This window comes from Rhizobium sp. T1470, assembly GCF_042140505.1.
GTDB lineage: Bacteria > Pseudomonadota > Alphaproteobacteria > Rhizobiales > Rhizobiaceae > Rhizobium > Rhizobium favelukesii.
Genome location: NZ_CP148091.1, coordinates 2,349,995 through 2,373,002, shown reverse-complemented (window position 1 = coordinate 2,373,002; position 23,008 = coordinate 2,349,995). Strand labels below are relative to the sequence as shown.

Below are 23,008 nucleotides of genomic sequence, written 5' to 3'. Positions count from 1 at the left end.
CAGATGTCGCACGCGTGAAATGCCATGTCGGTCCATCGCAGGGATCGCGAGAGCCGGTAGCGTAGGTTTGCGCAGCAACTTTACAGGACGCAGTCATGTTCCTTTCCGTTTTCGACGTATTCAAAATCGGCGTCGGGCCTTCCAGCTCTCACACGATGGGTCCGATGACCGCGGCCAATCGCTTCCTCGATCTGATTCTGTCCAACGATTGGCCGCGCCCGACCTCTGGCGCTCAGGTCGCGTCTATGAAGGTTAGCCTGCACGGTTCGCTGGCGCATACCGGGATCGGACATGGAACGGGCCGGGCCGTCATTCTCGGGCTGATGGGAGAGCAGCCTGACAGCGTCGATCCGGTCGTGATGGACGGCATCATCGATCAGGTGGAGCGCTCCGGCCGCATCACGCCGCCCGGCCACCCGAGTTATGCCTTTCAACCGAGGAACGACCTGATCTTCGACAAGAAGCAGCCGCTACCCGGCCACGCGAACGGTATGTCCTTCTCCGCCTACGACAAAGACGGTCGGATGCTTATCAAGCGTATCTACTATTCCGTCGGCGGCGGCTTCGTCGTGACCGACACCGAACTTGAGCAGATGCGCGCAAAGAAGAAGACGCCCTCCGATTCACTCAAGGTTCCGTATCCTTTTGCCTCAGCCAAGCAGATGCTCGATATGGCTGCGCGCTCCGGCCTCTCGATCGCGCAGATGAAGCGTGCAAACGAGGAAACGCAGCGCAGCCGCGAGGAACTGGACGCCGGTCTCGATCGCATCTGGGAAGCGATGCGCTCGTGCATCGAACGTGGCCTCAAGGTCGACGGCATAATGCCGGGCGGGCTGAATGTACGCCGCCGCGCCCGTGCGATCCACGACAAGCTCCAGGAGGAGTGGCGCAGCAACCGTATCAACCCGCTGCTCGCCAACGACTGGCTCAGCGTCTACGCGATGGCCGTCAACGAAGAGAATGCTGCCGGTGGACGCGTCGTGACTGCCCCGACGAATGGCGCCGCGGGGGTTATCCCCGCAACGATCCGCTACTACGAGCACTTTCACGACGATTGGGACCAGAACGGTATCCGCGACTATCTGCTCACCGCTGGCGCCGTCGGCGGGATTATCAAGCACAATGCCTCTATTTCCGGCGCAGAGGTCGGCTGTCAGGGCGAGGTGGGATCTGCGGCCGCCATGGCAGCTGCCGGCCTTGCCGCGGTCATGGGCGGCACGCCGGAGCAGATCGAGAACGCCGCCGAAATCGCGCTGGAACATCATCTGGGCATGAGCTGCGACCCCGTCGCGGGCCTCGTACAGGTTCCCTGCATCGAACGAAATGCTCTTGGCGCAGTCAAGGCGGTTACGGCCGCTTCGCTGGCGATCAAGGGAGACGGTAAGCACTTCGTTCCCTTGGATGCCTGCATCGAGACCATGCGCCAGACCGGCAACGACATGAGCGAGAAGTACAAGGAGACATCCACCGGCGGGCTTGCCGTCAACGTCGTGGAATGCTGACTTTGTGGACATACGACTTGCCGCTTGACGCTGCCCGATAAAAGGATTTCAACGGCGGCATGGCATTGCATCTCATTAAATTGTGCGTAGGCGCGGACTCGATCGACGATCTGCGCGAATGGGTCGCCGAACGCGCGCTCCGGGCGATCGCGGCCGGGCTTGAGCCTCATTCCGTGCATACGACGAGGATGGTCCCGAAGCGTATCGAGGAATTACTCGACGACGGCTCGCTTTATTGGGTGATCAAAGGGCAGGTTCAGGCGCGCCAGAAACTGCTCGACATCCAGACCTTTACCGATGGCGAAGGAATCTCGCGATGCCATCTTGTCCTGGGGCCCGAGGTCATCGAAACGGCCGTGCAGCCGAAGCGGCCTTTCCAGGGTTGGCGCTATTATCCGCAAGACGACGTGCCGCGCGATCTGAACAGCCTGGGCGAGGGAATTGCGGAAATGCCCGCGGACCTTCGCCGCGAGCTTTCTGAACTCGGCCTGCTCTGATCAGCGTAGACGGAGTGTGACCGGTGCCCGGCCTTCCGGGCAGGTGACGTGAAGATGGATGCTGGCTTCGGCCTGCGAGCAACGCCATGCCCGCGCACCATGGCACAGCAGCAGGTTAATCAGGTCTTTGGTCTTTGCGGATTTTGGCTTCTGCCGCTGCAATCCTACCTCTGCCAGTCGCAAGGCCGCTTCGTGTAGCGGGTGCAAACCGGCTCGCGGATTCTTGCCGGTCACCCGGCCGTGTGGCGGAAACTCCGGAGCATTCTCGTTGATCGCCATTCTCATCCCCGTACGCTTTACAAACCGAGTCTCAGAACTCCGTCGGGATCAAACACAACAGATCACGACGTTTTTGGACTGCCGCCCGTGCATATCAGGCGGCAGACCCGCTGATCACTGGGCGGTGGCCCAGCACTTCACACCAGCCCGTTTCAGGGCGTTGCAGGCGTTCACAGCAGCACGCTGGTCATCAAAACCGCCGAAGCGTGCACGATAGCTTCCGGCGTTTGCGACCGCGAGAGGCTTCGCGGAGCGCAGAGCCTTGCCAGCCTTGTTCTTGGCGTTGTCGAGCAGATCCATTGCGCCTTCCTTGCTGCCGGAAACGCCAATCTGGACAGCCCAGCCAGTCTGCTGCGGCTCCTTCGTCGACGCGGTCGTCAGTTCGTCGACAGACGTGTCGCCCTGTTCCGGCGGCATATAGGCGGGTGCAGGCGTCGGCGTGGCGACAGATGCCTGTTTGACAGCCGGCGTCTTGACCTTCGTCGGCGCCGGTATTTCCTGCTGGAGCAACGGATTGTCGGACGTCGACTTGGCAACATCGGCATAGGCAACCTGCGCGGAGGCCGGCTGATAGCGGGTGTCCGGGGTCGGCGCGGGGCGCGGCGGGCTGACTTCAGGCGCAGCTGAAGCGACGCGCGTTTCGGCGACAGGAGCTGCGGGTCGCGGCGCGGTCTGGGCGATCAGATCGGAGGAGCCGCCACGGCTGGACGCTTTCGGTAGATAGGCTGCAATCAGCTTGCGCATCTGATTGTCGCGGGCAGGGGTCGAGGCGCCGCCGAGAACAACACCGACGATCGACTTGCCATCGACCTGAACGGAGCTCACCAGGTTGAAACCGGCCGCACGCGTATAGCCGGTCTTGATGCCGTCGACGCCGCGCACAGAACCAACGAGACGGTTGTGGCTACGGATAACACGGTTGCCGAACTTAAAGCTCTGCGTGGAGAAATAGCCGTAATACTGCGGAAAATGCTGGCGAAGTGCGATGCCGAGGCGTGCCTGATCGCGCGCGGTCGTCATCTGGGCGGTATTCGGCAAGCCGTTGGCATTGCGATAGGTCGTGCGCGTCATGCCGAGCGCGTGCGCCTTTGCGGTCATCACCTGCGCAAAGCGATCCTCCGTGCCGGCAAGCAATTCACCAAGAGCCGTCGATGCGTCGTTGGCTGAAAGCGTCACAAGGCCGAGGACCGCCTGTTCGACCGTGATCGTGCCGCCTGGACGCACACCGAGCTTGGTCGGGGCCTGGGCGGAAGCGTGTGCGGAGAAGGGAACCGACGTATCCAGACGGATGCGGCCCTGTTCCAAGGCTTCGAAGGTCAGGTAGAGCGTCATCATCTTCGTGAGAGATGCCGGATACTGCAGGCGATCCGCGTTCTCACTGTAGAGAACATTGCCGGTCTTCGTATCGACGACGATGCCCGCATATTTCGAGTTGGCGGCCTCTGCATCGGCATTGACCGAGTCGACCATGACGATACCGACAGCCAAAGAAAGCGCCGCGATCGCCTTTACCAAAGAACTGCGGGATAGCGATGAAAATACGGAGGAGACTGACCTTGACACTATTCTACTCTTCGCTTGCATTTCGGACATTGGAGAGATCGCCCGCCCTCCCGGCACGATCGTTCTCTCGGCAAATTATCTGTCCGGGGTTACCAATCCGTTTATGATTAATCGTTTCTTTCGCCACATCGGATCATTCTAGCGACGTGGCCCAGAAGCGTTCACAAGTCGCGCCTCCACAAAATGGCGAATAGCGGCATCAATATGGTCCCAATCAGGCAGGTGCCGGCTCGAGAACCGGTAAAGCACAGTTAAATCGCGGCCGACTTTGATGTCGCGCTGGCAATCGCCGCTAGTCGCCGCCTGCGGTGTCGACGGCAGGGCGCAACGCACGACGTAGTCAGGGGCACCGGCGCGTGGCGCGGTCAACAGAACCTCGTCGGCATAGCCTGCGTCCGCGCGCAGGCGATGCAGCGTCATTCCATTGGCGAAAGGCACGCCGTCGCCCTCCATCAGATGCGAGTAGATCGGCTCGAGGCGCCCGGACATATCCCGCGACATCGTGCTCTGCGCGATCTGGAGGAAGATCAGTCCTGACGACTGGGCCACATCGTCGAAACGCTCGCGATGCTCCGTGCTGTAGCCCTGCATCTCAGGCCAAGTGAGGTAGAGGTCCGCGCGTTCCGACAGGCCGTCTCTCCGCTGACTGGGGAACCGCAGTGTGTTTTCAGAAAGACGCAGCGTATCGCGGCCGATCGTTAGGGTTATCGCTGCCGTTGAGGCGGTATTGCCAGGGAGCGATATCCGCGCCCCGAACCAGCGACCGCCAAAACTGATGAAAAGCGTCAACGCCGCAAGACAGGCGATGATGACCGTAAGGCGGATGACGAAACCTGTCGAAAGGAGAGGCGTTTCCTGGATCTCGTGGGCAGTGCGCACGGTATGGTTCATGGCGGCTTTCGGATATCAGACCGCCGCGATAGGAACAGGGGTCGCCGGTGTCGATGGTCAATGTGCCGATGATCTGGCCACCATGGTTAACGAACAATTAAGCCTCGCGCTAATGCGCCCAAAATACGAACCGCTCCCGGGACAGCGGAAGCGGCTCTATGGCGCCGGTCAGGTACGGGGATGCGGGGGACGACCGGAGCCGTATGGGGTGGTCGCCGTTCGATCCGGCGACAGCTTACTTGACGCTGCCGACCGCCACTGCGCGACCGTCCTGCAGCTTGACCCAGCGGGTCGGATCGTCAGCGGACTGGCGCTTCAGGAACGTGTATTCGGTATCGGCCCAAAGCATCACTTTGTTGCGCATGTTGTCGAGAATGAAATCGCCGCGGTCGGTGCGCACGGTCAGCACCGCATGGCCTTCGCCGTTCGGCTGCAGCACGACGGTCATGAGCAGATCGGAAGGTGAAAAACCGGCATCGATCAGCGTTTTCCGCTTCAGGAGCGCATAGTCCTCGCAGTCGCCAACGGTGCGCGGATAGGCCCAGCGCTCTTCGACGCCGTAGATTTCCTTGTCGGTGAGTGGCGTAATGGTCGAGTTGACCTGGTAATTGACCTTGAGGATCGTCTTCCAGCGGTCTTCCGTCAAAAGGAGCTCGCCCTGATCGCCGGCTGCATTGGCGCAATCGGTAGGCAGTTCCTTGCAGAATTGATAGGCGCCGATCGGCGGGCTCGCGTTGCCGAGGACCGTCATGTTGAGGGGGGTCGCTTGTCCCGAACCCACCATCGCGATCAACATCGCACCGGCCGCTAGACCGCCTTTGATGAAAGTTGCTACCGTCATTTATCGTCTCCCCGTTGTGAGGAGAACCTGACACAGACGTTTTTATTCAGCGCAAAATTACGCAGTTAAATTAAAGACTTAGTTGATTCAAACACGCAGAGAAATCGACTAAAAACAGAATCAAATGCACCTAAAATTCGAAGCGCTTTCGCGCTAATTTCTATTAAAATTGTCACGTCCTCGGAAAGACGTCCGGTCGATGATCGCCGCATTTTGGGACAAGTTATTAACGGGGCGGCCAGGTCCGGAATTTTGGGAAGCCTTTATTTACTATCCGAGCTGGCCGCCACGCCGGCGCTCGCTTCGATTGAAACCGAGGAACTGGCTGTGAAATTGGCCGATTGGAACGCCAGTTTTGGTTGCGGTAGCAGAATTATTTTTGAGGAATTTTGCGAAAAGTGTCTGTTGCGTCGACAATTGTGCCTGCCAAACCCTCGTGCGACGCCGAATGGGCGGCATTCTCCACGATAACAAGCCTGCTTTGCGGCCAGGCTTTCGACAATTCCCATGCCGTCACGAGTGGCGCCTCAAGGTCCAGCCGCCCCTGGACAAGCACGCCCGGTATGTCCGCCAGTCTTCCTACATTGCGTAGCAGGACGCCGTCGTCCAGCCAGGCGAGATTGCGGAAGTAATGCGTGATGATCCGAGCCCGCATCAGCAGGTAGCGAGGATCTTGCCAGCGACGAGGAAGCCCCATCGGATCAGCGAGGAGGATAGAAGCCGCTTCCCAATCGTGCCAATTGCAAGCGGCCTCAAGACGGATGCCGAGGTCGGGCGAGTTGAGAAGACGGTGATAGCCCTCAAGTACGCCGAGCTGCCTGACATCCCCGGGAAGCGCGTTCAGCAGACGGTCCCGTTCCATCGGAAAGAGGCTGGCCATTCCATGTGTGAGCCACTCGATTTCCGACCGGCGCGTGGTGGTGACGGCGGCAAGCACGATCTCGCGAATGCACGCTGGATATGTCTGTGCGTAGGCAAGCGCCAACGTCGAACCCCACGAGGTGCCGAGCAGCAACCAATTCGTCACCTGCAGATGACGTCTCAGTTTCTCGATGTCTTCGACGAGATGCCAGGTCGTGTTGGTCCCAAGCTCGGTCGCCATGTCGGCAGCGTTCGGCAGGCTGCGACCGCAATTGCGCTGATCGAAGAGGACGATGCGGTAAACAGACGGGTCAAAATAACGGCGAGCAAATGTTGAACAGCCGGAACCCGGTCCACCATGAAGATACAGTGCCGGCAGGCGATCGGGATTGCCGCAGGTTTCCCAATAGAGTTGCTGCCCGTCGCCCACATCGAGGAAGCCGTGCTCGTAAGGTTCAATTTCCGGATAGATAATCGTCATACGCCACCTGTTGCGGCAGCCTCATGCATTACGCGCGCGACGCGACTGTGACAGCGATCAGAGAAATTCGCGGAGCGTTTCCCGCGATTGGATCGACAGGAACTCGATCGCCACACCTTCCACGAAATGGCGCACAACGCGGCCGCGCATATTGCCGAGACGGAGAGGCGTCCCAATCGGCGGACGCACCTCGACATCGACTGCGGCGCCGGAAAGCGACAAGTCCATGATGCGGCAGTTGTAGCGGGCGCCGTCTTCCAAGGTGATTTCGGTCTTGGTCTCACGCGGCGTCAGGCGGTCGTGGCGGCGGTCTTCCGGAAGGCCGAGCTCATGCTTGTTTGCGAGCCAGGTGAGCTGAGCCGCGAGCTTCTCGCGCTTACGTTCGGTCGCGTGGATCGACATGGAGAAACCACGACCGTCGACCGTCTGCACATAGCCTTCGACGCGCCCGAGGTGGTCGATGTAGGCCACGACACGCTCATTGGCGCGAGGACGCCCCTGGCAAGTCACGTACATGTCACCCGGCGACATGTCGATCACCAGGCACTCAAATTCCTCGTAGTTCGCCAGCATCAGCCGGCCCTGCATGTTAATGGGTACGCGTTGAAAGGCACCTTGTTCGAGGCGAGGCGCAGTCCGTTGCGTCTGAACTTGCTGGAACGCGTGCATCAAAGGGCTTCTTCATAAAATACAACCGGCCGATCATTACCCGCAATCCCTTAACAGAAGGTTGTTCAGGTTCGTCCTCTACGCACGCAAGCGGTTGTGTCGAACCGGAACACCGGGAGCGTCGGCCTCAACAAATAGACTTGACATGACGCGTCGCATTGTATCGGCGATCGAGGGTGGGCGCGCGTATAGCGTGTGCTGGTCGTCGAACTCCGTGTCATTCGGCTCCTCATCGCCGCCAAGCCGTTCGTGCAGCAATCGGCTGCGATCGAGAGCGAGGAACTGGAGCGGCACGACTTCGAGCCAGCTTACCGCGGCCGCGGGAGCGATGGCGCCCAGCAGCTTGTCGCATTCGCCGTCGTCGGCGCGTAGCGGCAGCAGGATAATTTCGAAGCAGGCACGATGACCGGCCGCAGTGAAACCCGTGGCGTTGAGCAACGCGGGGATCGCGTGCGTCATGACGCCGGCCGCTGTGTGTTCGATATCGTCATTCCCATGCGCCCAGAGTTCGGAAAACGGGGCGCCACCGAGATCGCGACCAAAGAGATCGCAAATGCGCGTTCCGGCAAGACGGAACGCGACGCGACCCGTGTCGCTTGTTTCGAGGAGAAACACACTCGACAGAACCTGCCGCAAATCCGTTGGCTCGACCTGCGATCTCAGCGGCGCAAGGTCTTGTCCGCGGAGGCGATTCCAATATTCGAATAGGTCGATCGTGGTTTTGAGACGCATTACGGCACCGGCTGTTTCACTTTGGATCAAAACACAGCCGTCATGGCCGTGCAAACTGATGCCGTGCGTATTTCGTGCCAACGCGCGGCAGTTAAGGTTAAGGAAGGGTTTCGATTGAGCCGCCAGGCGTGCCGTGGCAGTGTTTCCTCATAGCTTCCTGCCTTCGGGAAGTTCAACACGGACTGGCGGGCGCGGGTCTATCCCTAGACGCTCGAAGGCCGTCCGGTCTTTGCCGGACGGCTTTTTTTTTGACCTTTCGTCCTGTAAGGCTGTGCCGCAATCAAGCGAGGACGAAGATGAACGAGCACTCGGTCGAGCCGCAAGCGGCGATGGAGCCTCCGGCGCCGCCGCCATCGCCCATCTTCAATCTTCCGGGCCCGGTGCTCGCAGCACTTGCGCTATTGGGGCTGATATACGCCGTTCAATCACTGTTTCTATCTGGCAACGGTCTCGACTGGCTGTTCTTCAATTTCGGCTTCATTCCGTTGCGGTACATCACGCCGTTGTCGGAGCAGGGCCCGCAACTTCTCTGGACGCCGATCACCTATTCGTTCCTTCACGGCAGCATAGAGCATATCGTTTTCAACGGGCTATGGCTGATGGCCTTTGGCACGCCGGTGGCGCGCCGAATTGGCGCGTTCCGATTTGTCACCTTCTGGGTGCTATCCGCGATCGCGTCGGCCGCTCTCCATGCGGCGTTGAATTGGGGAGAGGCCACGTTGCTGATCGGCGCGTCGGGCGTGGTGTCCGGCCTGATGGGCGCCGCCTGCCGCTTTGCATTCCCACCGGAACAGCGGATTGCCCGGCCGGCGCATCTCAATGCGCGTCTTTCGATGTTCGAAGCGTTTCGCAGCCGCACGGTCGCCGCATTCATTCTCTTCTGGTTCGTGGGCAATCTGCTGATTGCCGTCGGCGTCCCGTTGATCGGCGACGGGTCACAGGCAATCGCCTGGGACGCCCACATCGGAGGGTTCATTTTCGGCTTCGTTCTCTTCGGTCTTTTTGACCGGAAACCGCCCGAGGAGCCGCTAACTTCAGAGACATCGGATATATTGCAATCTTGAGGATTGGAGTGCACCATCCGAACTGATCCGTGATGGGAGGAGAGACCGCCGCGGATGCCTGTGATCAGTTGAAGTGCTTCACTTTCGACATAGGAGGTTCAAAATGTCCAATTCAGTCAAGGCCATACTCGACGCCAAGGGCAGGGATGTCGTAACCGCCGGGCCGAACACGACCGTTTCCGAAGCGGCTGTGATTCTCAGCAAGAAAAAGATCGGCGCTATCGTCATCGTCGGGATGGAGGACAAGATTTCCGGGATTTTCACTGAGCGCGATGTCGTGCACGCGATCGCCAAGGCGGGAGCCGCCTGTCTCGATCAGCCCGTTGCCTCATTGATGACCGCAAAGGTTTACCGGTGCCATGAAGATTCAACCGTGAACGACCTGATGGGGCTGATGACAAGCCGCCGCTTCCGCCACGTTCCGGTTGAAACGAACGGCAAGCTCGCCGGTATCATCTCGATTGGCGACGTCGTGAAGACGCGTATCGCGGAAGTCGAACTGGAAGCCGAGCAGATCAAGGCCTACATCGCCGGCTGAATGCTTCGCCGGTGCCTAGAGGGAGCCGGCGAATAGTTCCTGCATCCGTTTCAACTCGGGAAGCCTCAGCTTGGCTTCATCATAGCCGCGCTCGATCGCTTCTCCAGCGCGATGGAATTCCGACAGGCCGATATCGCCGAGGCGCGGCTGAAGCGATATATCGGGCGGATCGCCCGCAAGGCGCGCACGCGCAATCCTGTCCTGGATGATGTTGAAAGCCTGCACCATCACACCAGTCATGCCGAGCCTGGCATAGGGAACCTCTTCGCGCCGATGCACTTCAGACGGCGAGAGGGTGGCATTGTGCCGGACGACGGCTGACCGACCATAAAGATCGTAGTTCAGGTTGACGGCGACCACGAGCGGTTGCTCATAGGCGCGGCAGACGGAAACAGGAACCGGGTTGACCAGCGCGCCGTCGACGAGCGTCCGCTGATTGCTGCGAATGGGTTCGAAAATGCCGGGCAGGGCATAGGAGGCGCGAAGCGCCGTGATCAATGAGCCGTTGGCGATCCAGACCTCATGCCCGGTGTTTACCTCGGCGGCAACAGCCACGAACGGCCGGTCCAGATCTTCGACATTCAGGCCTTCCAGATGCTCCTGCATGCGTTTCGTCAGCCGCATGCCGCCGAACAAGCCACTGCCGCCGATTGTGAGGTCAAGCAGGCTGGCAATGCGCCGCATCGTCAGCGAACGGGCGAAGGCTTCGAGTTCGTCGAGCTTGCCGGCCAGATAGCATCCACCGACGAGGGCGCCGATTGAGGTTCCGGCGACCATGCCGATCTCGATACCTTCTTCATCTAAGGCGCGCAGGACGCCTATATGGGCCCAGCCGCGTGCGGCGCCGCCGCCGAGCGCGAGAGCAAGCTTGGTTTTCTTGGGAGTAGGCCCGGGAGTGATGGGGACGCTCATATCTGGCGATGCCGGAGTGCTGGTGTTGGACGTGCCTGCCTCAGCGCTTTGGCGGTACAAACCCCAATTAAGCATGGCTCGCCTCCCTCCCGGCAAACAATCAGGTGAGTATAGTAGTGTCCCGTCTCCCTTTCCAATTCGTATATAGGCGTAGCTTTTGGCCCAATAAGTGGCAATTGCCCGTTCTTACGTTTCTTTTCCGTAAACTTCATTCGGGTCGAACTGGAGCTCGTCATCGACGATATCGAGCATCGGCTTGCCGTCTTCGAGGTTGACGGTTCTATAGAAGCAGGACCGGCGGCCGGTGTGACAGGTGGCATCGTGGCCAGCTACCTCGACCTTCAGCCAGATGGCGTCCTGATCGCAATCCGTCCGGATTTCCTTGACCATCTGGGTGTTGCCCGACGTTTCGCCCTTGATCCAGAGCTTGCCGCGGGAGCGGCTGAAGTAGTGAGCCTTCCCCGTCTGTATGGTCAGGGCGAGGGCCTGTGCATTCATATGCGCCACCATCAGCAACTCGCCATCAGTGGCATCGGTGACGATCGCAGTGATCAGGCCGCGATCGTCGAACCGCGGCGTGAAGTCGCCCGCGTCCTCGAGTTCGGATTTGTCGTCGGACGGTGCATTGAATGCAAAGGGCATCATCGCGGCTTTCTCAATCGAAGCCGTAATCAGCGGCTCCGGACCATGGTCATGAATCGGGCTTGATCAGCCGGCTCAGTTTTGAACGTTCCGGTAAATGTTGTCGTCAATGTGGTCGAGCCCTGCTTTTGCACGCCGCGCATCGCCATGCACATGTGTTCAGCCTCGATCATGACTGCAACACCGCGCGGCGACAGCGTGTCGTCGATCGCCTTCGCAATCTGGGCGGTCATAGTTTCCTGAGTTTGCAGGCGGCGACCGTAGATCTCGACGACGCGGGCGATCTTCGAAAGGCCGAGCACCTTGCCGTCGGGCATGTAGGCGACATGGGCCTTGCCGATGATCGGAACCATGTGGTGTTCGCAATGGGAGAAGAAGGGAATGTCCCTCACCAGGACCATATCGTCATAGCCGGCGACCTCTTCGAAGGTGCGGCCAAGCACGTCTTCCGGGTCCATATCATAGCCGGCGAAAAGTTCGCGATAGGCCTTGGCCACGCGAGCCGGGGTATCCACGAGACCTTCTCGCGACGGATCATCGCCGGCCCAACGCAAGAGCGTGCGGACGGCGTCCTCAGCTTCTTTCCGGCTGGGCCGATCGGCTTCTAGATCAGCGGGGGTCTGCGGAAAATTCTTGATTATGGCGTCCATATGTAACAGTCTCCTGGTCCGCTTTTGCGGACCGTCTTTCGGACTAGCCACTGGCAATTCCACTCAAGGGAATTCATGCACCTTTGGCAGGCTCCGGGGCTTTCAGGGCTGGAATTGCTGCCCTTCCGGCACGGTTTCCCAATCAAACTTAGCCGAGGCCATTGCATTTTTCTGGCCTTCGAACGACATACATATAGGAAAACGGCGTCCTTATGTAAGTCTCCTGGCACGACACGCTGTGTTTTTCTTTTGTGCTACAATGAGTTTTGAGGCGCCGATCCGCATGAATTCTGGAGCGGAATCCACGATGGACGATATCTACAACAGCAAAATCCTCGAATTTGCGGGCAACATTCCGCTGATCGGCAGCCTGCCGGATGCGGACGCCAGCGCCCAGGCGCATTCCAAGCTCTGCGGCTCCAAGGTCAAGATCTGGCTAAAGATGGATGGCGATACGGTGACCGGATTTGCGCATGACGTCAAAGCCTGCGCGCTTGGACAGGCATCCTCTTCGATCATGGCGCGCCATGTCGTCGGCGCGAACGCGACGGAATTGCGCAAGGCGCGCGAGGACATGCTGGTGATGCTGAAGGCGGACGGCGAGGGCCCGGAAGGCCGGTTCGCAGACATGCGCTATCTCCGCCCCGTGAAAGACTACAAGGCACGACATGCTTCCACGATGCTGACCTTCGACGCCGTCGTCGATGCAATCGGCCAGATCGAAGCCAGACGCGCCGAAACCGTCGAGGCCTGAGCGGCAACACCGATGTGCGAGTTCTGCTCCATAAGCCGAGAAGATGACGAAGACGAAGGTGGCGCCGCCGCGCCGCGCCAGCGAACTGTCCTCTACTCCCGTAACTATTCCGGCCCGTTTCGCAAGACGCCCGGCAGATTGCTCGGTATGGGTTTTATCCGCCTTTATCAGTTGACACTCTCCGGCTTTATCGGCAATTCCTGCCGGCACATCCCGACCTGCTCGGAATATGGCTACGAGGCGGTCGCGCGGCATGGGCTGTGGAGCGGTGGATGGATGACATTGTTTCGGGTCGCACGCTGCGGGCCGGGGGGCACGAGCGGGCTCGACCCGGTCCCCGGCCAGCTTTCTGAGCGCTTGCACTGGTGGACGCCGTGGCGCTATTTCGCGCTTGGGCGCAAGCGGGCTGAGAGATGACGGCGGGCGCATTTCATGTATTTCGTCGTTGCGATGAAGTCGCCGATCCCTTGGCCAGGCGTGTCGAAGCGACTGCATTCGAACCGGTCCTTGCAAACCTTCCGGACCGAGCAGCGGAGTTCTGGACGGGATGATCTACGTTGCGCTGCTGCACAGTATCGTGCTTGCGCCGGGCCGCCGGGTCGTGATGTCTGACCTTCGCGACATGGTAACCGACGTCGGTTACAGAAATCCAAGAACGCTGGTCTCAACCGGCAACATCGTTTTTGAGGCAGACGTAACACAACTCTGCGATATCGAAACAAGACTGGAAGCAGCGTTCAACGCACGGTACGGCAAGCCGGTCGATATCATTGTGCGCAGAGGTGTCGACTGGTTGAAGCTTGCGGGCTCGAATCCGTTTCCGGACGGCGAGGGCAGCCAACTCATCGTACGGGTGATGCGAAGACCACTCGCCCCTACGGCCATCGAGACGCTTCGACCTTATGCCAATCCGAAGCAGCGCCTCGCGATCACAGATGGCGACCTCTGGATCGATTTTGGCGGCAAACCAAGCGAATGGAAGTTGCTTTCAGCACTGACGACCAAGCGTATGGGCGTCGGTACGCTGCGAAACTGGAACACGGTTCGCGGCCTTGCCGAAATGATCGGCTGAGCTGCCTTTTTCTTTACTCAAGCAGCAAATCTCGGTATCAGGCGGCGGCGCATTCGTGCGGACGAAGCGCTTCATTGCAACCACCCGCATTCGTTGGCGGGACTGGACAAGGAGAATTCTAGATGTCCCAATCCATTTCCCTGACATTTCCCGATGGTTCCGTGCGCAACTACGATGTTGGCGCAACCGGTAAGGATGTCGCAGAATCCATTTCCAAGTCGCTTGCCAAGAAGGCAGTCGCGATCGCGATCGACGGTCAGGTTCATGACCTTTCCGATCCGGTGACGGCAGGCACGATTGAAATCATCACCCGCACCGATGGCCGCGCGCTGGAGCTGATCCGGCATGACGCAGCCCATGTCATGGCAGAAGCGGTGCAGGAGCTCTGGCCCGGCACGCAGGTAACGATTGGCCCGGTCATCGAGAACGGTTTCTACTACGACTTCGCCAAGAACGAGCCCTTCACACCGGACGATCTGCCAAAGATCGAAAAGAAGATGAAGGAAATCATCGCTCGCAACGCGCCGTTCACCAAGGAAGTCTGGTCGCGAGAAAAGGCCAAGGAAGTCTTTGCCGCGAAGGGCGAAAGCTACAAGGTCGAGCTTGTCGATGCGATTCCCAAAGGCCAGGATCTGAAGATCTATTATCAGGGCGACTGGTTCGACCTGTGCCGCGGGCCGCATATGGCGTCTACCGGCCAGATCGGCACGGCGTTCAAGCTGATGAAGGTGGCCGGCGCGTACTGGCGTGGCGACAGCAGCAATCCAATGCTGACCCGCATCTACGGCACGGCATTCGCCGAGCAGGCAGATCTCGACAATTACCTCCACGTGCTTGCCGAGGCCGAGAAGCGCGACCATCGTCGGCTCGGCCGCGAGATGGATCTCTTCCACTTCCAGGAGGAGGGTCCAGGCGTCGTCTTCTGGCACGGCAAGGGATGGCGGATGTTCCAGACGCTTGTCGCCTATATGCGCCGCCGCCTCGCTGAAGACTACCAGGAGGTCAACGCGCCGCAGGTGCTTGATAAGTCGCTTTGGGAAACGTCCGGCCACTGGGGCTGGTACCGCGACAACATGTTCAAGGTGACCGTTGCCGGCGACGATACGGATGACGACCGCGTCTTCGCACTGAAGCCGATGAACTGCCCCGGTCACGTGCAGATCTTCAAGCACGGTCTGAAGTCTTACCGCGAACTACCAATTCGCCTTGCGGAATTTGGCACCGTCCACCGCTACGAGCCATCGGGCGCTCTGCATGGCCTGATGCGCGTGCGCGGCTTCACGCAGGACGATGCGCACATCTTCTGCACGGACGAGCAGATGGCAGCCGAGTGCCTGAAGATCAACGATCTGATCCTTTCGGTCTACAAAGACTTCGGCTTCGATGAGATCGCCATCAAGCTTTCAACGCGCCCGGAAAAGCGCGTCGGCTCGGACGAGCTGTGGGATCGCGCCGAAAGCGTGATGACCGAGGTGCTGGAGACAATCCAGCAGCAGTCAAACAACATCAAGACCGGCATTCTGCCGGGCGAGGGCGCGTTCTACGGTCCGAAGTTCGAATATACCCTGAAGGACGCGATCGGCCGCGAATGGCAGTGCGGCACGACGCAGGTCGACTTCAACTTGCCGGAACGCTTCGGTGCCTTCTACATCGACAGCAACTCGGAAAAGACGCAGCCGGTGATGATCCACCGCGCCATCTGCGGCTCGATGGAGCGCTTCCTCGGCATCCTGATCGAGAACTTCGCAGGACACCTGCCGCTGTGGGTATCGCCGCAGCAGGTCGTGGTTGCGACGATCACCTCCGAAGCCGATGGTTATGGCGCCGAAGTTGCGGCAGCTCTGCGCGACGCCGGCCTGACGGTCGAGACAGACTTCCGCAACGAGAAGATCAATTACAAGATCCGCGAACATTCCGTCACGAAAGTTCCCGTCATCATCGTATGCGGCAAAAAGGAAGCGGAAGAGCGCACGGTCAATATCCGCCGTCTCGGCAGCCCGGAGCAGACCGCGATGTCGCTTGACGAGGCGATCGCAAGCCTCGGGCTCGAAGCCACGCCGCCGGATGTCCGTCGCAAGGCGGACGCCAAGAAGGCGAAGGCGGCCTGAGCCACCAACCAGACCTCAATACAAAACCGCCCGGTCTTTGGACAGGACCGGGCGGTTTTCTTTGTTCGCAACACGTTGAAGCAGATTAGTCCGCGTCGTCGCCGGTGCCGCTCTGCAGTTGATCATAAGAGGGCAATGGCGCCTGCGTCCGGGACGATGCGTCACCCGCCGGCGGTTGTTGATCCGGCTGAACCTGCACCGTTTTTGCCGCCTCAGTCGGCTCTTCGGGCTGTACGTCCTTCATCAGGACCTCGACATCGGTGTTCTTGCCGGCCTCCACCTTGAAATCGCGCTGGTAGATCTTGTCCTTGTTTCGGGCAACCGCTGAATATTCGCCTTCGGCAAGCACCATGGTCGGGAAGGCGCTGACGCTCTCGCCGACACTGTCGCCAGCAGCCGTCAGGATCGACCAGGCGGTATCGGCAATCGCTTCTCCACCAGCGTCGGACACGAGTTTGAAGGTGATCTGCGCGGCTTTGTGCTGGATCGTTGCTTCTGTGAGCTTGCCCGCTTCCACTTGAATGTCGGCGCGGATCGAAGCGTTGGTGTCGCCGTATTCGGAGACGATATGGTACGTCCCCGCATTCAGACGAACCACGGTGTTGGGGGGCACATCAGCCATGACAAGACCGCGCTCCCCGTCTTCGCGCACCTCGGCGGAGTAGATCGAGAAGCTAAGCTGATCCGGCCGGATGCGGACGTCCGAGCCCGATACGGCGTTCAACAGCAATCCCCCGGCCTCCAGCACCATCGTCTGCTTGTCAACCTTACCCTCTTCGGGAACCGTCAGTTTGCGGGTAACACCGGCGCGACCGAAGGAAACGTTGACGAAATAATCTCCGGGCGCAAGCTGGAAGTCCGCAGAGCCACCCTGCGACGATGCAATCAGCGGGAGCTTGCCGTCGGAACCCGTCATGGGGCTAAACACATACCAGGAAAGGCCGTCCTGGACCGCATCGCCATTGGCCGTCAGCTTTGCCTCAAGGGCGACCTCGTGCAGCTTCGTGCCCTGCGGCGCCGTACCCGGCGCAATGAAGGCGTTCAGCTTCGGCATCTTCGCCGTCGTGTCCATCTGCTTGAAGGTCTGGAAGGCCTCCTGCGCCTGACTGCCCAAAGGCAGCAGGGCAGTGAAAGCGAAGGCCAGGCTTATGCGTGCATATGGCGAAATGCCAACCATGTGTCGTACGAACCAATTGACATCTGAAATCACAGAGGCCACTTCAAGACCAACGCGATGGCAAATTCAAGACCCATCCCAAATGCTGTCATGAAAATGGAAGTCTCTCCCGCATGAAATCCGATATCAAGCTGATCGACTATCTTGGCGTGCGCCGTTCTATTCCTGCATTCCAGATGTCAGAGCCGGGGCCTGATAAGGCCGAGATCGAAGAGATTTTGCGCCTGGGCTCACGCGTGCCTGATCACGGCAAGCTCGCGCCATGGCGCTTCATCGTCTATCGCGGCGAAGAGCGTGCCCGGATCAGCGAGGAGCTTCTGAAGCTCGCACTCGAGGCCAAGCCAGACCTTTCCGACGAAATGATACAGGTGGAGCGGACGCGCTTTACCCGCGCTCCCGTCGTCGTTGCCGTCGTCAGCAAGTCCGGCCCGCATATGAAGATTCCCGAGTGGGAGCAGTTGATGTCTGCCGGCGCAGTCTGCCTCAACATCATCTTTGCCGCCAACGCCCACGGATGGGTCGCCAACTGGCTGACGGAATGGTTCGCCTACGACGAGCGGGCCTACGAGCTGCTCGGCGTCAAGCCGGGCGAAAGGATCGCCGGCTTCATTCACATGGGGTCGACGACGTTTCCTGCCGTCGAGCGCCCACGTCCGGAGTTGACCGAGACGGTTACCTGGTTTGGCGGAGAGGACTGATGTTCTATACCACCGATGCGAACCGGCACGGTCTGGCGCATGATCCCTTCAAGGCGATCGTCGCGCCGCGCCCGATCGGCTGGATCGGCAGCAAGGGAAGGGACGGCTCGATCAATCTCGCGCCGTACTCCTTCTTCAATGCGATTTCCGACCGCCCGAAACTCGTGATGTTTTCTTCCGCCGGCCGCAAGCACAGTCAGAGGAATGCAGTCGAGACGGGCGAGTTCACCTGCAACTTCGTGAGCCGGAACCTGGTCGAGAAGATGAATACCTCATCGGCTGCCGTCGACTACGGTGTCGACGAGTTTGCGCTTGCCGGCCTGACTGCGAGGAAAGGCGAGCTTGTAGATGCGCCCTATGTCGCCGAAGCCTTTGCCGTGCTCGAATGCAAGGTAACGGAGACCCTTGTGCCGAAGTCACTCAGCGGCGAGGATTCCGAGAACGTCATGGTCTTCGGCCAGGTCATCGGCATCCGCATCGACGAAACGATCATTCGCGATGGCCGCCTCGATATGACGATCGCCAGGCCGGTCGCGCGCATGGGTTACATGGACTACAGCGAAGACAGCAACGTGTTCGAAATGTTCCGACCGTAGGTTTGAGGCTCCCGGACCAAGCCTTTAATAAACATGGTGAACCAATCATAAACTTTTTGCGCATACCGTAGTTCCACTGATTGGAATGCGAGAGAATCGCATTCGGGCATGGGGCACACGGGTGATCGTAGAAGCATTTCTTCGTTGGGCGGAAACCGCCAAGGCCGGAGACAGGGCCCGCGCGGCCAATGCCCTGGGCAGAGCCTATCTGCAGTCCGAGATGGCTGCAGCAGAACGCGCAGCCGCCGAGATGGCCCTGACTTTCCTGCTCGACGACCCATCCCCCAAAGTGAGGCTGGCGCTTGCCGAAGCAATCTCGTGGTCGCCGAACGCGCCGCGAGCCATTATTCTCTCGCTCGCAGCGGACCAGCCGGAGATTGCGTGCCACGCCGTCACATGCTCGCCCTTGCTGTCGGATGCCGACCTTGTGGATCTGGCGACCAGCGGCAGCGAGGTTACGCGAATGCTGATTGCAGCGCGTGGCACGATCTCACGGTCGGTTTCTGCCGCGCTTGCCGAAATCGGCGAAGACGAGACCGTCCTGTGCCTTCTCGAAAACAACGGGGCGGTGATCGCACCTTATTCGCTCAAGAGAATTGCCGAGCGTCTCGGCCACCATTGCGAAATCCGCAATCTATTGCTGGCTCGTTGGGACCTGCCGGCACACGCACGCCAGTTGTTGACGCAGCATGTCAGGGTCGCCCTCGTCAATCTGCCATTGGCGCAGGCGACGATCGATCCAAACCGATTGCATCGGATCAGCCGGGAAGCCAACGAAGCCGCCGTCGTCTCGATTGCAGGCGACCTTACGCCGCCCGAGATTTCAGACCTTGTCGAACATTTGCGGGTAAGCGGCCACCTAACGCCGTCCTTCCTGATGCATGCCCTCTGCTCGGGCAAGGTGGAGTTCTTTGCGGCTGCAATTGTCAGCCTTACGGGTTGTGACGAGCGACGCGTTCGCTCCATCCTCGCGACCGGGCGCATGCACGCAGTGCGCGCCCTCTACGAATCGGCCGGGCTTGCCCGCGACATCAGCGTGATCTTCGTCGAAGCAACGCTGCTGTGGCGGGAGGCATCGAAAAACCTTGCCGCCACCATGCTCGGCGACGTCTGCGACATGCTGCTTGAGAAGTTCCGTCGGCATGGAACGCGCGGTGCTGCCCAAGAACTGCTCGAGACGGTCGAAAGGCTGCACATTGCGGAGCAGCGGCAGCATGCGCGCGCGTACGCGCAGGTAACGTCTCTCGCCGCAGCCTAGGGGTGAAGCCGCTTCGCGACCCAGGAATAGCTTCCCGAGACGAAATGGACGGGCGAAACCAGCACAGTTTTCATATCGCTGCCGGATGGTAAATGGGCACGTACCTGGCCCGCCACCCGGTCAGCGAGAACTGACAAACGACCTTGCGTTTCAGCTGGTGCGGGCAGTTTTGGCTTGTTTTCTACGACAGCCTTTGGTGCGTCCGGGGGCGTAGCAGGCTTCGGTGGCTCGCAAACGGCAATGGCTGTCGGGTAGCTTACATTCGTAAAGTGCTTCAGCTGCCTTTCCGAGTCGGCGTCGCACATCGCAATGGTCTGCCACTGTTTCTCGACCGTGGCGATGTAGTTGCATTGTGTAACCGAGTCGTTGCACCCTAAGATGGTCATTGCAACCAATACCGCTTGCATAATATCGCCTTGTGAATATTGAAACTCTGCCTCTTAGAGACTGTGATTCCAACGGAATGAAGGCGCTCCAGCGTTAACTTTTCGTCGTGGGAAGCGCGCCCAAGACAGGAAAATCCCGTGTCCATTACGATTGCTCTTGAACCACCGCGCCAAGAAGGCGTGCTCCGATTGCTCGACATGTCCGATATCTACGCGCAGTCGCTTTATCCGCCGGAGAGCAACCACCTCGTCGATGTCTCGACGTTGGAAAAGCCGACTGTCAACTTGCGGCGCGACAATCAGGATGAGAATGCGCGTCAATCAAGATGAGAATCTGTCAGCGCTGCTGGAACGTAGGGAGGGCGTAGCCCGACCGGAGTTCCAGCAGCGCTGATGGCGAGATTTTTCGGCTCGTTTGTGTATCGCGGCCGGCCCAGTATCGAGGTGTATTCCTGAGAGGAGCACCGATTGCCGGGTCGCCATGTAAACGATCATCAAATGAGGCTTTTTATGAAGTTGCGTCAGACGCATTCGGTCACTGTTGCGGCCGCCAAATCCTCCATAAGCGTTGCCACAGCCTACCGCCTTGATAGCGATGCCAGGCTACCATCCCAAAAGAAGCCGGCCCGTGAACGGCGGCGTCCCGATCCACTCGTCGACATCTTCGACGCCGAAGTTGTGCCGATCCTGAAGTCCTCGCCAGGTATTCGATCTGTGGCCCTCTACGAGGAGATGCTGCGGCGTCATCCGGAACTCGGACAGGGAATTCGGCGGACTCTGGAGAGGCGGATCAGTGCATGGCGGTCAATACATGGCCAAGAACAGGAGGTTATCTTTCGGCAGGTTCATGAGCCAGGCAGGCTTGGACTATCCGACTTCACCGATATGGGCAGCATTGGCGTTCGCGTCGCCGCTGCGCCGCTTGATCATCTTCTTTATCACTTTCGTCTTGTCTGGTCCGGCTTTGAGCATGCGCACGTCATCTTGGGCGGAGAGAGCTTTGTCGCCCTGGCGGAAGGTTTGCAGAATGCTTTGTGGTCGGTGGGTGGGGCACCATTGAACCACCGAACGGATAGCCTCTCTGCTGCTTTCCGCAATCTCGACAACGACGCAAAGCGGGATTTGACGCAACGCTACGAGCAGCTCTGCGAGCACTACCTGATGACGCCGACGCGCAACAACAAGGGTATCGCCCATGAGAACGGCTCGATCGAAAGCTCCCATGGCCATCTCAAGAGTGCGATTAAAGACGCACTCTTGATGCGAGGTTCAAATGATTTCGACGACCTCGACAGCTATCGCAGCTTCATCGATGAGATTATCGGCCGTCGCAATGCGCTGAAGGGCAAGCGAACCGATGTGGAACGAACGCATCTGCAACGTTTGCCCGAAAGACGAACGACCGATTTCGAGGAGATCGTTCTGCGTGTCGCGCGCACCGGGGGCTTCACACTGCGTAAAGTCTTCTACACAGTTCCTTCCCGACTGATCGGACACACGCTGCGCATTCGCCTTTTCGACGATCGCCTTGATCTGTTTGTCGGCGGAACACCATTGATGACACTGCCCCGAGGGCGCGCTCACTCCAGTGGCAAGCATAGTCAGATCGTCGACTATCGGCATGTCATTCATTCGCTGCGCCGCAAACCCATGGCTCTGCTCGGCCTTGTTTATCGCGATCAGCTCTTTCCACGGCAATCGTATCGGCAGACCTTCGACCTCTTGATTGAACGGATGCCAGAGAAGCAGGCGTGTAAGTTGATGGTCGAGCTCCTCGCACTTGCGCATGACCGCGGCTGCGAGGCTGAACTCGCCGACCAACTTCAGCTCAGTCTCGACGCCGGTAAACTGCCGAACATGCAGCGCCTGAACGCACTGTTCGCTCCCGATCCGGCCGCGATACCCGGTGTCGTCGTCCAACTGGCTCCTCTTTCCAGCTACGAAGTTCTGCTCGCATCGAACGAGATGGGAGATGCAGCATGAAGAATAGCAGCTCCGTCGACGCCGCACGCCTTTCCCTGCTGCTCAATGAACTCCGCCTGCCAGCGATCAAAGTTCTGTGGCCGCAATTTGCTGAACAGGCCGACAAGGAAGGCTGGCCAGCAGCGCGCTTCCTTGCGGCCATCGCCGAGCACGAGCTCTCGGAACGAGACCGGCGCAGGATTGAACGTCATCTCGCTGAGGCAAGACTGCCGCCCGGCAAGACCATTGACAGCTTCGACTTCGATGCCGTGCCAATGATCTCGAAAGCCCAGGTCATGGCGATCACCGCTGGCGACGCATGGATCGCTAAGGGCGCTAATGTCCTGATGTTCGGCCCACCAGGCGGAGGCAAGAGTCATTTGGCGGCCGCCATCGGGCTGGCACTTGTCGAAAATGGTTGGCGGGTTCTCTTCACGCGCACGACGGAACTTGTTCAAAAGCTTCAGGTCGCTCGCCGCGAACTTCAACTGGAATCCGCGATCAACAAGCTCGAAAGATTCGATCTGCTCATTCTCGATGATCTTGCTTACGTCACCAAGGATCAGGCCGAAACAAGCGTTCTGTTTGAACTGATCTCCGCGCGATACGAGCGTAAATCCATGCTGATTACGGCAAACCAGCCGTTTGGAGAATGGAACCGTGTATTCCCGGATCCGGCGATGACGCTCGCCGCGGTGGACCGGCTTGTTCATCACGCAACGATCTTCGAGATGAACGTCGAAAGTTACAGGCGTCGCTCTGCCATGGAGGCAAAACGCCAACGTGGAAGACCGTCCTCCTACGCGACAATCAACAACACAAACGAGATTGTCGCGGAGCGTCAATCAGACCAATGAATGACGCTTGCGAGCGTC

26 protein-coding genes and 1 pseudogene are annotated in these 23,008 nt (G+C 59.4%); 15 read left to right on the top strand and 12 right to left on the bottom strand.

What is annotated here, in order from left to right; translation table 11 throughout:
- Positions 1-95: 95 nt before the first annotated feature.
- Positions 96-1,502 carry an L-serine ammonia-lyase gene (locus WGT02_RS12015; protein ID WP_208250362.1) on the top strand — a complete coding sequence of 469 codons (1,407 nt, stop codon included), beginning with the start codon at positions 96-98 and terminating at the stop codon, positions 1,500-1,502.
- Positions 1,503-1,561: 59 nt separating this feature from the next.
- Complete coding sequence (locus WGT02_RS12010) at positions 1,562-1,999, top strand: DUF1489 family protein (protein ID WP_024314793.1); 438 nt, start codon at positions 1,562-1,564, stop codon at positions 1,997-1,999.
- Here the strand turns inward: WGT02_RS12010 and WGT02_RS12005 are convergent, their stop codons facing one another.
- Both WGT02_RS12005 and WGT02_RS12000 read right to left on the bottom strand, forming a co-directional pair.
- Positions 2,000-2,278, bottom strand: coding sequence for a hypothetical protein (locus WGT02_RS12005; RefSeq protein ID WP_024314794.1), 279 nt, complete (start codon positions 2,276-2,278; stop codon positions 2,000-2,002).
- Between the two features lie 114 nt (positions 2,279-2,392).
- Positions 2,393-3,862: a D-alanyl-D-alanine carboxypeptidase gene (locus tag WGT02_RS12000; RefSeq protein WP_024314795.1), complete on the bottom strand. Its 1,470-nt coding sequence runs from the start codon at positions 3,860-3,862 to the stop codon at positions 2,393-2,395.
- Here WGT02_RS12000 and WGT02_RS11995 point away from each other — a divergent pair.
- Positions 3,747-3,983, top strand: a complete 237-nt coding sequence (locus WGT02_RS11995) for a hypothetical protein (protein ID WP_029710013.1) — start codon at positions 3,747-3,749, stop codon at positions 3,981-3,983. The two genes, WGT02_RS12000 and WGT02_RS11995, sit on opposite strands and share 116 nt — an antisense overlap.
- On the opposite strand, the gene WGT02_RS11990 is transcribed toward WGT02_RS11995, so the two are convergent.
- The 5 genes from WGT02_RS11990 to WGT02_RS11970 all read right to left on the bottom strand — a co-directional run bounded on the left by WGT02_RS11990 (position 3,980) and on the right by WGT02_RS11970 (position 8,316).
- A complete protein-coding gene (locus tag WGT02_RS11990; RefSeq protein ID WP_208250363.1) occupies positions 3,980-4,732 on the bottom strand; it encodes a hypothetical protein in 753 nt (250 codons plus the stop codon). The two genes, WGT02_RS11995 and WGT02_RS11990, sit on opposite strands and share 4 nt — an antisense overlap.
- A 235-nt stretch (positions 4,733-4,967) precedes the next feature.
- Positions 4,968-5,573, bottom strand: a complete 606-nt coding sequence (locus WGT02_RS11985; RefSeq protein ID WP_024314797.1) for a transglutaminase-like cysteine peptidase — start codon at positions 5,571-5,573, stop codon at positions 4,968-4,970.
- A 373-nt stretch (positions 5,574-5,946) separates the two neighbouring features.
- On the bottom strand, positions 5,947-6,915 hold the full coding sequence (pip, locus tag WGT02_RS11980) for a prolyl aminopeptidase (RefSeq protein WP_208250364.1): 969 nt from the start codon (positions 6,913-6,915) through the stop codon (positions 5,947-5,949).
- Between the two features lie 57 nt (positions 6,916-6,972).
- A complete protein-coding gene (locus WGT02_RS11975; RefSeq protein ID WP_024314799.1) occupies positions 6,973-7,584 on the bottom strand; it encodes a PilZ domain-containing protein in 612 nt (203 codons plus the stop codon).
- A 78-nt stretch (positions 7,585-7,662) separates the two neighbouring features.
- Positions 7,663-8,316 carry a PAS domain-containing protein gene (locus tag WGT02_RS11970; protein WP_024314800.1) on the bottom strand — a complete coding sequence of 218 codons (654 nt, stop codon included), beginning with the start codon at positions 8,314-8,316 and terminating at the stop codon, positions 7,663-7,665.
- A 296-nt stretch (positions 8,317-8,612) separates the two neighbouring features.
- Between WGT02_RS11970 and WGT02_RS11965 the strand changes: the two genes are divergently transcribed.
- Complete coding sequence (locus WGT02_RS11965) at positions 8,613-9,380, top strand: rhomboid family intramembrane serine protease (protein WP_024314801.1); 768 nt, start codon at positions 8,613-8,615, stop codon at positions 9,378-9,380.
- Between the two features lie 103 nt (positions 9,381-9,483).
- Positions 9,484-9,918 carry a CBS domain-containing protein gene (locus WGT02_RS11960; protein WP_024314802.1) on the top strand — a complete coding sequence of 145 codons (435 nt, stop codon included), beginning with the start codon at positions 9,484-9,486 and terminating at the stop codon, positions 9,916-9,918.
- A 15-nt stretch (positions 9,919-9,933) separates the two neighbouring features.
- On the opposite strand, the gene WGT02_RS11955 is transcribed toward WGT02_RS11960, so the two are convergent.
- From WGT02_RS11955 to folE, 3 genes are all read right to left on the bottom strand, one after another.
- Positions 9,934-10,905 carry a patatin-like phospholipase family protein gene (locus tag WGT02_RS11955; protein ID WP_024314803.1) on the bottom strand — a complete coding sequence of 324 codons (972 nt, stop codon included), beginning with the start codon at positions 10,903-10,905 and terminating at the stop codon, positions 9,934-9,936.
- Between the two features lie 111 nt (positions 10,906-11,016).
- Positions 11,017-11,475, bottom strand: coding sequence for a phosphoribosyl-AMP cyclohydrolase (gene hisI / locus WGT02_RS11950; RefSeq protein ID WP_024314804.1), 459 nt, complete (start codon positions 11,473-11,475; stop codon positions 11,017-11,019).
- A gap of 26 nt (positions 11,476-11,501) precedes the next feature.
- Complete coding sequence (gene folE, locus WGT02_RS11945) at positions 11,502-12,122, bottom strand: GTP cyclohydrolase I FolE (protein ID WP_024314805.1); 621 nt, start codon at positions 12,120-12,122, stop codon at positions 11,502-11,504.
- A gap of 307 nt (positions 12,123-12,429) precedes the next feature.
- Between folE and WGT02_RS11940 the strand changes: the two genes are divergently transcribed.
- The 4 genes from WGT02_RS11940 (at position 12,430) to thrS (ending at position 16,056) form a co-directional block, all read left to right on the top strand.
- Positions 12,430-12,876: an iron-sulfur cluster assembly scaffold protein gene (locus WGT02_RS11940; protein WP_208250366.1), complete on the top strand. Its 447-nt coding sequence runs from the start codon at positions 12,430-12,432 to the stop codon at positions 12,874-12,876.
- 12 nt (positions 12,877-12,888) lie between these two features.
- Positions 12,889-13,293, top strand: a complete 405-nt coding sequence (gene yidD / locus WGT02_RS11935) for a membrane protein insertion efficiency factor YidD (protein WP_024314807.1) — start codon at positions 12,889-12,891, stop codon at positions 13,291-13,293.
- A gap of 130 nt (positions 13,294-13,423) precedes the next feature.
- Positions 13,424-13,948: a DUF1697 domain-containing protein gene (locus tag WGT02_RS11930; RefSeq protein WP_208250368.1), complete on the top strand. Its 525-nt coding sequence runs from the start codon at positions 13,424-13,426 to the stop codon at positions 13,946-13,948.
- A gap of 122 nt (positions 13,949-14,070) precedes the next feature.
- Positions 14,071-16,056 (top strand): threonine--tRNA ligase, encoded by a 1,986-nt coding sequence (gene thrS / locus WGT02_RS11925; RefSeq protein WP_024314809.1) that lies wholly within the window; start codon positions 14,071-14,073, stop codon positions 16,054-16,056.
- 85 nt (positions 16,057-16,141) lie between these two features.
- On the opposite strand, the gene WGT02_RS11920 is transcribed toward thrS, so the two are convergent.
- Entirely contained in the window at positions 16,142-17,233 is a 1,092-nt protein-coding gene (locus WGT02_RS11920; protein WP_208250370.1) for a hypothetical protein, read from the bottom strand.
- A 113-nt stretch (positions 17,234-17,346) separates the two neighbouring features.
- Between WGT02_RS11920 and WGT02_RS11915 the strand changes: the two genes are divergently transcribed.
- The 3 genes from WGT02_RS11915 to WGT02_RS11905 all read left to right on the top strand — a co-directional run bounded on the left by WGT02_RS11915 (position 17,347) and on the right by WGT02_RS11905 (position 19,785).
- Positions 17,347-17,931, top strand: coding sequence for a nitroreductase (locus tag WGT02_RS11915; RefSeq protein WP_024314811.1), 585 nt, complete (start codon positions 17,347-17,349; stop codon positions 17,929-17,931).
- The gene (locus tag WGT02_RS11910) at positions 17,931-18,527 is read left to right on the top strand and encodes a flavin reductase family protein (protein ID WP_208250371.1); all 597 of its coding nucleotides are present in this window, start codon (positions 17,931-17,933) and stop codon (positions 18,525-18,527) included. Before WGT02_RS11915 ends, WGT02_RS11910 begins: the two co-directional genes overlap by 1 nt.
- Positions 18,528-18,612: 85 nt before the next feature.
- The gene (locus WGT02_RS11905; protein ID WP_208250372.1) at positions 18,613-19,785 is read left to right on the top strand and encodes a DUF2336 domain-containing protein; all 1,173 of its coding nucleotides are present in this window, start codon (positions 18,613-18,615) and stop codon (positions 19,783-19,785) included.
- Here the strand turns inward: WGT02_RS11905 and WGT02_RS11900 are convergent.
- Positions 19,782-20,192, bottom strand: coding sequence for a hypothetical protein (locus WGT02_RS11900; protein ID WP_024314813.1), 411 nt, complete (start codon positions 20,190-20,192; stop codon positions 19,782-19,784). The two genes, WGT02_RS11905 and WGT02_RS11900, sit on opposite strands and share 4 nt — an antisense overlap.
- A 117-nt stretch (positions 20,193-20,309) precedes the next feature.
- On the opposite strand from WGT02_RS11900, the pseudogene WGT02_RS11895 reads away from it, so the two are divergent.
- The 3 genes and pseudogenes from WGT02_RS11895 to istB form a co-directional block, all read left to right on the top strand.
- Positions 20,310-20,456, top strand: a pseudogene (locus WGT02_RS11895) (GNAT family N-acetyltransferase); the annotation flags it as partial.
- Positions 20,457-20,669: 213 nt separating this feature from the next.
- The gene (istA, locus tag WGT02_RS11890) at positions 20,670-22,154 is read left to right on the top strand and encodes an IS21 family transposase (RefSeq protein WP_208244988.1); all 1,485 of its coding nucleotides are present in this window, start codon (positions 20,670-20,672) and stop codon (positions 22,152-22,154) included.
- On the top strand, positions 22,151-22,990 hold the full coding sequence (gene istB / locus WGT02_RS11885) for an IS21-like element helper ATPase IstB (RefSeq protein ID WP_208245483.1): 840 nt from the start codon (positions 22,151-22,153) through the stop codon (positions 22,988-22,990). Before istA ends, istB begins: the two co-directional genes overlap by 4 nt.
- The last annotated feature ends 18 nt before the right edge of the window (positions 22,991-23,008 follow it).

Bases quoted from the DNA above. Each gene is read 5' to 3' on its own strand.
- WGT02_RS12015 (WP_208250362.1), top strand. From the start codon at position 96: ATGTTCCTTTCCGTTTTCGACGTATTCAAAATCGGCGTCGGGCCTTCC.
- WGT02_RS12010 (WP_024314793.1), top strand. From the start codon at position 1,562: ATGGCATTGCATCTCATTAAATTGTGCGTAGGCGCGGACTCGATCGAC.
- WGT02_RS12005 (WP_024314794.1), bottom strand. From the start codon at position 2,278: ATGGCGATCAACGAGAATGCTCCGGAGTTTCCGCCACACGGCCGGGTG.
- WGT02_RS11995 (WP_029710013.1), top strand. From the start codon at position 3,747: ATGACGATACCGACAGCCAAAGAAAGCGCCGCGATCGCCTTTACCAAA.
- WGT02_RS12000 (WP_024314795.1), bottom strand. From the start codon at position 3,862: ATGCAAGCGAAGAGTAGAATAGTGTCAAGGTCAGTCTCCTCCGTATTT.
- WGT02_RS11990 (WP_208250363.1), bottom strand. From the start codon at position 4,732: ATGAACCATACCGTGCGCACTGCCCACGAGATCCAGGAAACGCCTCTC.
- WGT02_RS11985 (WP_024314797.1), bottom strand. From the start codon at position 5,573: ATGACGGTAGCAACTTTCATCAAAGGCGGTCTAGCGGCCGGTGCGATG.
- pip (WP_208250364.1), bottom strand. From the start codon at position 6,915: ATGACGATTATCTATCCGGAAATTGAACCTTACGAGCACGGCTTCCTC.
- WGT02_RS11975 (WP_024314799.1), bottom strand. From the start codon at position 7,584: ATGCACGCGTTCCAGCAAGTTCAGACGCAACGGACTGCGCCTCGCCTC.
- WGT02_RS11970 (WP_024314800.1), bottom strand. From the start codon at position 8,316: ATGCGTCTCAAAACCACGATCGACCTATTCGAATATTGGAATCGCCTC.
- WGT02_RS11965 (WP_024314801.1), top strand. From the start codon at position 8,613: ATGAACGAGCACTCGGTCGAGCCGCAAGCGGCGATGGAGCCTCCGGCG.
- WGT02_RS11960 (WP_024314802.1), top strand. From the start codon at position 9,484: ATGTCCAATTCAGTCAAGGCCATACTCGACGCCAAGGGCAGGGATGTC.
- WGT02_RS11955 (WP_024314803.1), bottom strand. From the start codon at position 10,905: ATGCTTAATTGGGGTTTGTACCGCCAAAGCGCTGAGGCAGGCACGTCC.
- hisI (WP_024314804.1), bottom strand. From the start codon at position 11,475: ATGATGCCCTTTGCATTCAATGCACCGTCCGACGACAAATCCGAACTC.
- folE (WP_024314805.1), bottom strand. From the start codon at position 12,122: ATGGACGCCATAATCAAGAATTTTCCGCAGACCCCCGCTGATCTAGAA.
- WGT02_RS11940 (WP_208250366.1), top strand. From the start codon at position 12,430: ATGGACGATATCTACAACAGCAAAATCCTCGAATTTGCGGGCAACATT.
- yidD (WP_024314807.1), top strand. From the start codon at position 12,889: ATGTGCGAGTTCTGCTCCATAAGCCGAGAAGATGACGAAGACGAAGGT.
- WGT02_RS11930 (WP_208250368.1), top strand. From the start codon at position 13,424: ATGATCTACGTTGCGCTGCTGCACAGTATCGTGCTTGCGCCGGGCCGC.
- thrS (WP_024314809.1), top strand. From the start codon at position 14,071: ATGTCCCAATCCATTTCCCTGACATTTCCCGATGGTTCCGTGCGCAAC.
- WGT02_RS11920 (WP_208250370.1), bottom strand. From the start codon at position 17,233: ATGGTTGGCATTTCGCCATATGCACGCATAAGCCTGGCCTTCGCTTTC.
- WGT02_RS11915 (WP_024314811.1), top strand. From the start codon at position 17,347: ATGAAATCCGATATCAAGCTGATCGACTATCTTGGCGTGCGCCGTTCT.
- WGT02_RS11910 (WP_208250371.1), top strand. From the start codon at position 17,931: ATGTTCTATACCACCGATGCGAACCGGCACGGTCTGGCGCATGATCCC.
- WGT02_RS11905 (WP_208250372.1), top strand. From the start codon at position 18,613: ATGCGAGAGAATCGCATTCGGGCATGGGGCACACGGGTGATCGTAGAA.
- WGT02_RS11900 (WP_024314813.1), bottom strand. From the start codon at position 20,192: ATGCAAGCGGTATTGGTTGCAATGACCATCTTAGGGTGCAACGACTCG.
- istA (WP_208244988.1), top strand. From the start codon at position 20,670: ATGAGGCTTTTTATGAAGTTGCGTCAGACGCATTCGGTCACTGTTGCG.
- istB (WP_208245483.1), top strand. From the start codon at position 22,151: ATGAAGAATAGCAGCTCCGTCGACGCCGCACGCCTTTCCCTGCTGCTC.